Raw genomic sequence first — 12,083 nt, forward strand, 5'->3', positions numbered from 1 at the left:
GGCAATCAGATAGTCACAAATTCATGAGGGTTCATTCCCTCGATCGGAATCGGCTTGGTCAGCTTCATCAGCCCCATGCGGGAGATCGGCTGCGTCAGCAGAGTTTCCAGCGCCTGCATCCCTTCCGCCCGGCTGATCAGCCCGAGACCGATTGCACTCAGTCTGTCAAACTCTTCAGAAATGTGATTGTCAGCCCGCTCCCAATAACCCCAGTTCATCACTTTGACCCGGCATGACAGCCGTCCGGAAAGCTCATGGGCAAATGCGTCTTTAAATGCGCATCCCGCCGCATAGTGGCTTTGATTCGGATTCTTAATATATGAAATAACCGAAGAGAAAAAGAGAATAAAGTCCAAAGACTCTTTCGCAAATACTTCGGCAATGTTGACGGAAATATCCACTTTTGCCGCAAGACCGGCGTGAAACTGTGATTCTTCCATATCTTTTACGCTTTCATTCGCAAATACCATCGCTGAATGAACGACGCCGCTGATGGTGCCGTATGTGTTTTTAATCTGTTCATAGGCGCGCTGAAGCGATGGAAGATCAGAAGCATCTGCGGCTATATATTCGGGAGCCGGTCCTGATGGCCGGTACCGGTCTATTTTTTGGCGTATTCGGCTGTCCAGCGGCCGCCTCCCAATCCAGACGACTCGGGCTTTATACGTCGTCACTATATAATCTGTCCAAACCTCGCCGATGCCTCCCGCACCGCCGATGATGACATATACGCCTCCATAGCGGTAAGGAACACTTTCAGACGGCCCGCTTTGGACCGGAAGCAATTGAGGCCGGTACCATTCCTGATGTCTGCGCACCCATGCTTTACCCGTACGGTCGCGGGGCAGGCTGAATATGTCTTCTGCGGGAAAATCCCCCCCGTCTTCAAGATCGGCGAGACGGATGTGCCAGCTCGGATGTTCTTTAGCGAGAGACCCGACGAAACCGTGCACACTGGAATGAGCGGGACGCACCTCATCATATTGGGTAATAGGCTGTGCTTGGTGCGTAATCACCGTCATCCCGAGCTGCTCTTTTCCATACCCGAGACCGATAAGAGCTTTGGCCGCTCTGAAAATTTGCAGCACCCCGCTTTTTTGATCATGGCTGTCAGAATCAGCCGGCTGAGGGGCAAACCAGATCATATGCTGAATCTCACCGAGACGGCGGAGCCGATCAGATATCACTTCAACGGAAGCACTTTGGCCGATATCAAATCGCACAGCTTTAGGAAACAATCGTAAAACCGCGTCCGCCTGCCCGTCTGTACCGCCTATGATGACAGCTTTTGCTTCAGAAATGGGGAAGCCGGTTTGGTTGTCTATCGGTTCCGCGTCCCATACCTGCATCAGTTTGACGGCTCCGGTAAGGTTACCCGGGAGATCGTATTGCTTATTATCGGTAACGGCCGGTTCACTTTCGGCCATCCGGGCAGAAAATCCTTTTATCCTTACACACACATTGCCGCGTTCATCACATATATCAATGTCCATTCTTCGCACGGCCGGTGTTTCATGCGTCACAAACACGGCAGCCCACATGTTTGGCCTGCACGGATGAAAAACGGTCAGTTCATGCAATTCAAAAGGCATTAACGGCTGCTCCGGATAACCCGCTTGATCTTCATTCATAACGCCGATGGCCGCCTGAAAAGCGGAATCTATCAGACTAGGATGGAGCACAAACTGTTCAGCCTCATCAGAAACGGAAGCAGGGAGCACCAATTTAGCCAAGGCTTCTTTTTCCCCGCAATAAATGTGATCAATTCCTTGATGTGAAGGTCCGTATACAATTTCCGCCTTTGCAAACGCCGCATAGCAGTCTTCTTTTGACAGCACTTTTTTGCGGCATCGCGCTTTCAGCTGTTCAATATGCAAAACCGGCGCCTCAGACAGCGGCTCAATCACAGCGCTGCCTTCACAATAAATGTCTGAATCATTTTCATTGCTGTACACTTGAAATGAAACATTGCCGTTGTCCTCCAAAGAAAGCCCTGTCGTCATACGCAGAGGCTCTTTTTTATGAACGGCCTGGCGTATCCAGCTGATATACCGCAGCGAAATGCCGGTTTTAGCCGTGTATCCAGCGGCTAACGGCGCGGCAGCCAGTTCAGCCGCGGCTCTCGCCATTTCAAGATAAGCCGCCCCGGGGAGAACACGCTTGTTTCGGACGATATGATCGGCTAAGAAGAATTCATCTCCGTTCAGTATCGTACTGAATTTTTGTTCTAACAAATCTGATGTATTGCGGTGAAGCAGCGGGTGAAGCCTGCTTTCTGTATTTGCGGAAGTGACGGGATGATCGGGCTCCGGTATCCAATATCGTTCCTTTGCAAAAGGGTACGTCGGCAGACTCATCCTGCGCGGTTTCTCCTCCCGATACAGCCGCGTCCAGTCTATCTCAAATCCTTTTGACCACAGCTCCGCAAGTTTTTTGTAAGTGCCGCTGTCCGTCCATTTTCGGATCAGCTCCTCCGTATCCTGATCATCATTCAGGAAACCCCTGATTTCCGTTCCGCTATCAGACCGCCCTTGAAAGCAGCCGTCAATCTGCCGTTTTTGTTCTGTAAATTCAGTTAATTTCCTGATCAGGTCTGCTTGATCGTTCACTAAAAAAACAAGCCGTTCTTCCATTGCCAGCCGTCCCGTTTGCAGCGTATACGCCAGTGACCGCAAGGAAAAAGATTCATCAGGCTGCTTATCTAAGCCGGACTGGCCGAAAAGACCGGAAAGAATATTCTTATGTTTCTCATCGTTTGTAAGGCATTCTGCTAAAGTCCGGACGGAAGTATGCTGTATGAGATCAGTCATGTCTATTGCCAGCCCGTATTGATCCGTCATCAGCTCAGAAAACTGTGTCAGCTGCATGACATCCAAGCCGAATTCCTTCCAATCCTGTTCATCATCTACCGAACCGGACGCAACATGCAGAACTTCGGCCAGAACACCTCTCAACGCATCTTCCAGCTGATTTTGCATTGTATCTATTTTGTCATAAAGCGGACCGCTTCCTTCAGGCGCTTCATCTTTGAGAAACATCAGCAGGCGGGCAGCGTATTCCTTCAGCCGCTCCGGATTTTTCGCTGACAGAGGCACGATATACGGTCTCTCTTGATCCTCCGTAATACCGGGGTTTTTAGGCCTGTACTCTTCTAAAATGAGATGAACGTTTGAACCCGTCGCCCCGAATGAACTGATGCCTGCGCGTCTCGGGCAGGCATGTTCACGGCCGTTCTCTGTATACGCCGGCCTTTTCCATGACTCGGTTTTTTGCTGCACGTAAAATGGCGAGTCCTCTAAACGGAGATACGGATTAATCGTCTCTGAGTGCAAAGAAGGGACAAGCGTTTTGTGAAACAGCTGCAAAACCGTTTTATGAAGCCCGCTGATCCCGGCAGCTGATTCCGCATGTCCGATATTCGATTTAACGGAACCGATCGCACAAAATTGCCGATCCTCCGTAAACGTGCGGTAAGCTTTAACAAGACCTTGTATTTCAATCGGATCTCCTAAAGAAGTTCCGGTTCCGTGCGCTTCCACATAGGAAATCGTCCGGGGATCGATCCCCGTCTTTTCAAGACATTCAGCTATCATATCCCCCTGCGCCACGGGGCTCGGCACGGTAATCCCGCTGACGGTCCCCACGTGATTGACGGCGCTGCCTTTTATCACCGCATAAATATGATCCTTATCTTCTTCGGCTTTGTGGAGCGGCTTCAGCAGCACGGCTCCGATGCCGTCAGCTGAGACATAGCCTGTGCCTCCTTCGCCGAACGTGCGGCACAGCCCGTCACTCGAATGCATATCCATCAAGCCGTATGTGATATATTTTGTCGGGTGCAATGATAAATTGACGCCTCCGGCAAGAGCTGCTTCACATTCACCGCGTCTCAGACTTTCCGCCGCCATATGAACGGCCGTCAAAGATGACGAACACACCGTGTCAACCGCCATGCTCGGCCCGTGAAAATTGCAAAAATATGAAACCCGGTTTGCGATCGGCGCATAGTTCAAGGGATAAGGAAAGACCAGCCCTTTGGCCGCAGCTTCAGCGCCGGCGAGAGAATAATCCATATGCATCACCCCGGCAAACACACCGACGTTCATTCTCTTATTCGGCCCTTTCGGCTGAACAATTGTTTCCGGGGTGTAGCCCGCATCCTCAATCGTTTCCCAGCATGTTTCTAAAAACAATCGTTCTTGCGGATCTTTAGCTTCTGCCTCCCGCGGAGAAATCCGGAAAAATTTCGCGTCAAAACAATCCGGATCGTCTATAAAACCGCCCCATTTGGAAATCGGCTTGCCGGACGGCGATCGCAAATGCTCATATGTCCTCGTATCCCAGCGGGAACGAGGCACTTCCGTTACGCTGTTTTCTCCATTTTTTAAATTTGTCCAAAATTCACGAAGATTTTTGGCGCCGGGGTACCGTCCCGCCATCCCGACGATCGCAATATCTCCATTCTGCGTTCCGGCTGACGCCGATTTTTTCACGCGGATTTGGGTCGTCCTCTTTTTTTCCCGGTGCAAAGGCTCAGCACTTGAATGCCCGCTTTGAGCATGGCCGAAACCGGCTCCGTAATGTTCGCACAAATATCCCGCCAATTCCGCGATTGTCGTGTATTCAAATAACAGTGTCGGCAGAAGCTGCGTTCCGATTTTTCGTTCAATTTCCTTTACCATGTCCAACAGCCCCGGAGAATCCAGCCCCATTTCATAGTAGCCGATATCCGGGTCAATCTCTTTCACAGGTTTGTTCAATCGGGCGGCAAGCAATTCTTTTAAATAAAGGATGCACTCTTCAGTAAGGCCGGCGGAAGCCTCCGTACGGCGGGGCTCAGAAGGCGCCGGTTCCGCTTGCGGAGCCAGGAAGGCATTCCGCCCGTCAGGTTCTTTCTTTAGCCGTTTCTGATTGATCAGTTCCGGGTCCCTCACCAGTTTATTGGCGAAGTTTTTCAGTTCGCCGACTTTTCTGCCTTCCTCATTGAAAAACTCCATTGTCACGTAAACGAGATCTTTCTTACGGGTGACGGATTCTTTTTTTATCTTGGTGATACATGTTGTCTGCAGCAATTCGGTGCAATAAAACGATTCATAAAACAGCGGCAGAAATAATTGCCCCTCCTTCCTCGTCAAAGGAGCGAGATATACATTGGAGCCGATGCTGCTCGCATCTATCAATGCGGGATGAAACATCGTCTCTTCTGCATGTTCCAGCTGATCCTTTTGCACCGACAGATCAATATAAATCTCTTTTTCAGTTTGGTAGACGCTTCCGCAGCCTTTCATCATTCCTGAATGAACCAGTTCTTGATCCCTGCATTCCGCGTAAATGTCCTCAAGCGGTATTTCTGCCGCCGTTTGTTTTACGGCATCCATCCGGACGCTTTCTTGGAAGCCGGCGGGCTTGACGGAATGCATTTGCGCCGCGGCATATACCTTTGTCTCTGCTGCTTCGTCACCTTGTTTTTGCCCTTTCACCTCTACCTTCCACTGTCCTTCGCCGTTCTCTGTACAATTAACGGAAAGCAGGATTGTTTCTCCCTGTTCAGGAGCTAAAGGGTGAAAAATCGATAAGTGCCTGAGTTCAAGGCCGGCATGAAAAAAACCGTTTTCTCTGAAAGTCTGATAGATCAGGTCAATATAAGCCAGACCCGGCAGCAGTTCCTTTCCATAGGCTTTATGATGTTTCAGAACGGGATGCTGATTGTTAATAAGAAGCTGCTCTTGCATATGAACTTCCTCCATATCGACGTTCAATTTTCAGCGCAATCGTAAGTCTTCATTTGTTTCCAAAACGTATTCGGACGGGACTTATGTGCGTTTCCATGCAGGCTTTCGGCTTTGTCCGGACGAATGGGCCGGCGTTTTAATTCCTGTCTCGGCAAAGGCTTTCTAACAGGGGTATACGCCTCTTGCTCCCAGGCTTCCACTATGACATGAGCATTCGTCCCTCCGTCAGCGAAGCTGCTGACAGCGGCAATCCGCGGTGAATCCGTCCATTCACGCAGAGCTTGCGAAAAATAAAACGGCGAGGCGGACAGATCGTAATGTGTCATCGGCTCTTTGCCCGAAAGGAAAGGCACACGCATTCGGCGCGAGAGCATAAGCACTGTTTTAATGAATCCGGCAATCCCTTCAGCGCATAACGGGTGTCCGATATTCGGCTTCATCGACCCCAATTCGCAAGGCGCGCTGTTTTGCATACGGTACACCGCTTCAATCGCCCTCAGTTCCAAAAGGTCTGTTACTTCAGAGCCTGAACCGTTTGCTTCAATGTAGCTGATATCCTCCGCTTTTCTGCCGCTTTTGGCAAGCGCCTTGGCCATCACTTCTTTCTGCGCCTGTATATTCGGTGTGGCAGGCCCCGCGGTTCTGCCGTCATTGTTTACGGAAATGCCTTTAATGACCGCATGAATCCGGTCCCCGTCTTTTACAGCCTGGGCCGCTGTTTTTAAATACACCATTCCGACGCCTTCTCCCAATACGATGCCGCCGGTGCGGCGGTCAAAAATATGAAACGCAGGCTCTTCGCTTAACAGATTGCGAAGTTCGAACATCCGGTGGGTTTGACCAGATTCCAGCAGACTGACTCCCCCGACCACCGCTGAGTCGATTTCACCGCAAGAAAGCGCCTGTATCGCCATATTCATACCGACAAGCGCTGAAGAACAGGCCGTATCCAAAACAAGACTCGGCCCCTTCAAATCAAAGAACTGAGAAAGATTGGCCGCTAAGTAATTCGGACCGGCTGCGACTATCGGATTTTTTGCATGCTTCAGACGGTTTTCATCAGGCATACTGCCGCCGCGTCCTCCTAAATAGACACCGGCTGACCTGCCTTTCATTTCTTGTAAAGAGTAACCGCTGTCTCTGAACAGATGAAGCGCCTCTTCTAATATAAGAAAGGACTGGATATCCATTGCCTTGATGTCTTCTTCGGGAATAAGGAAAAACTCCGGGTCAAAATGCGTTACATTTTGTAAAAGGCCCGCATAATCCGCCTTCTCCGTTTTCCAGCGCTCTTTCGGAACTCTTTGAATGGCTGACGTTCCTTCAGACAGCAGCTTCCAATAAGCTTCAATTGATTCAGCTCCCGGAAAACGGCAGGACATTCCGACCACAGCGATGTCTTGCGCCGCTCTAGCACGAGAAGGCTGAATAACAGCGGCTGCTGTTTGTTTGGGAGCGTCCGGGATTTCAGGCTGAACCGGTTTTGAAACGGCAGCTTTGATTTCCGGATATGCTGTTTCAAGCCATCCCGCCAGCGCAGCAACCGTAGGGTATTCATACAGCACCGCCGGGTCAAGGTCAGCTTTGATCCTCTTTCCGATCGCTCTGGACACTTGGGCAAGCATGATGGAATCGGCTCCGTAATCTTGAAACGGTGTATCAGATTCAAATCTTGACGGCTCCAGTCTTAATTCCCGGCAGCAAATGCCCGTCAGCCACTCCTCAACGCTTTCTGTATCGGCCTGTTCCTGCTGCTTTGTTTCAGTCAGGCCGGATGAAAGCAGCAGACGGTCAGGCTCCCATTTTTCCGGGTGAATGACGGCCGGCATAATAACAGATCCGCAATCGCCTGCCATGATGGCATCAAACAGGCTCAGCCCTTCTCTGTCAGTGATGCTCTTTAAACCGCTTTTCTGATAGGCCCGGCTTTTTGATTCGCCCATACCCGTTTCTTTCCAGCTCGGCCACTGGATGCTCAGCACCGGAAAACCTTTTGCAGCCGCAAAATAATCCATATAGGCGTTAGCCATGGCATAATCGCTTTGTCCCGCTCCTAATTCCGGCATCACGCCGGACACTGAAGAAAACAGCGCAAAAAACCGGAGAGGCTCCTTGTGCAGCGCTTGATACAAAAGGTCCAGTCCGTCTGTTTTAGGCTCAAGCACGGGCATCATCTGTTCGCTTGTTTTGCGGATAAAGGCCGGATGATCGAGATCTACGGCTCCCGCTGCGTGTAACACGCCTCCTATCGGCCCCATTTGATCTTTCACACGGCTGACGGCCTGCTCATATTCAGGGCCGGAAGATACAGACAGCACTTCCGTTCGGACACCTTTTTGTTCGAGCTCTCTGATTCTTCTCACCTTATCGGAAAACGGGGAATTCCGTTTGATATGATCATCCCACTCCGCTTTCGGCGGCATTGTTTCTTTTCCGGTAAGCACGAGTTTCGTGACTCCGTAACGTTCGGCAAAATGCCGGGCAAATAAATATCCGAGTCCCCGGGTCCCTCCGGTGATCCAGAGCACATGGTCTTTCGGAAATGAAAATTCTTTTTCAGCTAAGCTGTTTGTTTCCTTTAACCGCGCGAGATAGCGCACACCGTTTCGGTAACACACTTCGATGTCTTCAGAATCGCGAAAAAACTCCTCTGCGATCTGGTTTGCCAGCTCAGGATCTTCGGCAGTCCGTTCTGCATCCATATGCCGCGAGCGGATATCCTTATACTCACTTTGGAGCATTCGGTACAATCCGGCCTTTTTTGCACCTGAGAGATTTATCGTTTCATTTGCAAAGGGTTCAAGCCCCTTTGTCACACAAAGCAGCTGAAGCTTTCGGCCGCGGTTTCTGTTGTCAATGAGAGACTGCAGACGATGAATCCAGCCGTCATCATGATTGATTTCCGTCCCGCATCCGGTCACATCAATCAGACCGCCGAATCGGGCCGCGTCCCCGGATATTTCCGGTGATGCAGCGTCAATGATTTCAGACTCGGGGAAATAACGGGACAGCTCAACGGCTAAATTTCCTGTCTGGTGATCAGCAGCTATTCCGATGACGCCCCGCATTTCCTTAGCCGGAACACTGCTGCTTTCTGCCCAGCTTTTCTGTAAAAAGCGGATTTCACGAAATGTTTCAGAATGTGTTTCAGCATCACGAACATTGTCCGGCGCTGCATCGTCCGGCCAATACCGATCCTTTATAAATGGATAACCGGGAAGGCTGATGCGATGCGGCATGCTGCCGTTATAAAGCTCTGACCAATCAATCTTCAGCCCTTTCACCCAAAGTTCCAGAAGCTTCGCGAATTTTTTTCTTTTCATCCATTTACGGACGGCTTCCTGCATATCTTCATCCTTAAAAACGGCTAGAATGTCTTTATACTGTTTGCTTTTTCCCCTGAAGCAGCCGTCTGTCCCGCCGTCAATAAAACGCTGCAGTTTTTCCGCTAACTGCTCTGTCGACGTCACGATAAACGCCGCACGTTCTTCCATCGCTTCTCTTCCGGTTTGAAGGGTGTAAGCCGCATCCCGGAGGCTGCGGTCTGTGACGTCATTTTTTCTGATCGCTTGAAGAAGCTGCTGCGCCCGCTGCTTCAGGCTGGCCTCCTGTTTGGCGGATAATAAAATGACTGCGGGATCTTCATCTGTGAATGGCTCATAAATCTCCCTATCAGGTTCAATGTATTCTTCTATCAATATGTGGGCATTTGCCCCGCCCGCGCCAAAAGAAGAGATTCCCGAGATTCTCGGAATCTCCTTTTGCGCTCCGTTTTCCTCAATGACCGGCCGTTTCCAGTCTGCCAATTCACGCTGCACCACAAACGGCGTCCGGTCGAATGCAATATTCGGATTCAATTTCCGGCAATGTAATGAGGGAGCCAGCTTTCGTTTTTGAAACTGAAGCAGCAGTTTCGTTACACCGGCAATGCCTGCCGCGGCTTCCAAATGCCCGATATTGGATTTAACTGAGCTGATGGCGCAAAAACCTTTATCTGACGTTTTCGTTTGAAATGCGCGGGTCAAACCGTCTATTTCGATCGGATCTCCGAGTTCAGTGCCCGTGCCGTGGGCTTCGATACAGCTGATCATCCGCGGATGTATTCCTGATTTTTCAAGCGCGCCGGAAATCACGTCAGCCTGAGCGCTCGGACTCGGCACTGTATACCCGTTTGTTCTGCCGCCGTGATTGATATGAGTGCCGCGAATCACCCCGTAAATATGGTCCTTATCAGCCATCGCTTTTGACAGCGGCTTTAACAGCACGGCCCCGACGCCTTCCCCGGGAACAAATCCGTCCCCGCCTTCACCGAAACTTTTGCACGTTCCGTCTTTTGAAAGCATTCGATAGGCGCTGAGCTCCGCATAAGCCGAAGGATGCGTATACACATTCACACCGCCGGCAATCGCCATGTCGCATTCGCCGCGAAGGATGTTTTCACACGCTTCGTGAATTGCAGTCAGCGAAGATGAGCACATCGTGTCGACCGGCATGCTCGGCCCTTTCAGATTAAGAAAATAGGAAACTCTGTTGGCCGCTGAACTGAACGACGTTTTCGGCTGCAGGGTGCCGCCGTTTTTCCAGTACATTCCGTACCCGTTTTTCGTAATGCCCGCAAAAACGCCGACCCGGCCGTTATACAAATTCTCAAGCTGTTCCTTCGTATAACCGGCATCCTCCAGCACCTGCCAGCACATTTCAATAAAGAGACGCTCCTGCGGGTCCATATTCAAAGCATCACGGGGTGAAATTTGAAAAAACAGCGGATCAAAGAAAGCGGTATCTTTCAGAAACCCGCCCCGCTTACTGTAACTTTTCCCTTCTTTCACGGCCGCTTCAGGATCAGGGTTGTAGTACTTGTCCTTTTCCCAGCGCTCTTCGGGAATTTCCGTCACACAGTCTTTTCCGGCCGCTAAGTTATCCCAGTACTCTTCAAGTGTTTCAGCTTGCGGATAACGTCCGCTGACTCCGATAATCGCAATCCCTTCTTTTGTCTGGTTCTCATTGGAAAAAGCAGGCCGTTTCTTTCGCTTGATAAACGACGGAAGCACCGGAAAATCTTCATTTGCCAAAACCTGTTCTGATATGCCTGAACGGTGGTCATCATCATTTGTCCATTTTCGGCATTCTTTTGGATAATCCGTGACAAAGTGAGCTGCCAGAGATCCCAGTGTCTTATATTCGTAAAAAACCGTTTTGGAAAGGTCACCGAAAAGCAGAGACAATTCGCGGTTCAATTTCGTCACAGTGACTGAGTCGATTCCGTAGGTTTCCAGCGGCTCTTCAGTATCTATGTTGGAAACAGCAATTTTTGTAGTCAGGGCAAACAGCGTTTTGAGCTGAAGAAGCGTTTGTTCATACAAACGTTCACTGCGGTGTTCGGCATTGGTTTTTCCGGGAGCGCCCGTCTTGATGACAGGTTGCAGCTTCAACCCTGATAGGGAAGCCCATATTTTCCCTTCTTCGTCACATAAATCAATATAAAAGCTCCCCGCCTTCTCTTGTATCTCGGCCCATACCTTGTCAGGACAAGATTCATAAAACAAAAGCTCGTCCAATGAAACCGGGGCGAGCGTTTTATATTCTTTGCCGCCAAGCAGCGCGCATGCCTCTGTCACACTTTTCATCACACAGGGAGGGAGGCCGAATCGGGCGGATTCTTTTTGGTTTGTCAATGGAATTGATATGTCTGCCAGCATCCGTCCTGCTGAGGCGTAAATACGCTCAATTCCTTTCATGTGCTCACTGTATTGAACGGTATCGTTCTGAGTGATGGCTTCAATTTGCTGCTGATCCATCAGGGAACCGCTGTTTTCCTTCAAGCGGCTGATATCCAGCATGCCAGGCGCAGCATCAACTGGCTGAATCGTCCCTTGGCTGTACACATCATAATGACTGAAATCGGCAGAAAATGGATTATAAATCTCAAACCTTTTGGCTTCACCCTCTGCGGGTATCAGCCTGATTTCGATATGGAACGGCTCAGCCTCAGTCAGAATGGGCTTTGACCACACGATATGCGTCAGCCGGACAGCCTCAGTCTCCTTTACTGTCAAAACAGCCGCAGCTCTCGCCATTTCCAAAAGAAGTTCTCCGGGCATAAGCTTTTTACGCTGTAAAGAAACATCAGCGAGAAAAAATTCCCGGCCGCTGAAAGCTGCCGAGAATCCCTGTCCCGTTTCATCGGAAATATGCTGCTGAGCAAGCGGATGAAGGGAATCCGCTTGGCGAAGTCCCATCCGCATATCATAATCGCGCAAAATGCCGATCGCATCCTGTTTTGTCATTTTTTTATTTTTGACGTCAGAAAAAACCCGGTGCAGAAACTCTTTCATATGGTTTCCTCCATTA

Annotated in this window: 2 protein-coding genes; both read right to left on the reverse strand. The window is 50.2% G+C overall.

All coding sequences use genetic code 11. The annotated features are described in order from the left end of the window. Positions 1–5 precede the first annotated feature (5 nt). Entirely contained in the window at positions 6–5,732 is a 5,727-nt protein-coding gene (locus NYE28_RS12650) for a type I polyketide synthase (RefSeq protein WP_342490088.1), read from the reverse strand. A gap of 23 nt (positions 5,733–5,755) precedes the next feature. Continuing rightward, positions 5,756–12,067 carry a type I polyketide synthase gene (locus NYE28_RS12655; protein ID WP_033575313.1) on the reverse strand — a complete coding sequence of 2,104 codons (6,312 nt, stop codon included), beginning with the start codon at positions 12,065–12,067 and terminating at the stop codon, positions 5,756–5,758. Positions 12,068–12,083: the final 16 nt, after the last annotated feature.

This window comes from Bacillus sp. FSL R5-0443 (genome assembly GCF_038608285.1).
GTDB classification, from domain to species: domain Bacteria; phylum Bacillota; class Bacilli; order Bacillales; family Bacillaceae; genus Bacillus; species Bacillus velezensis.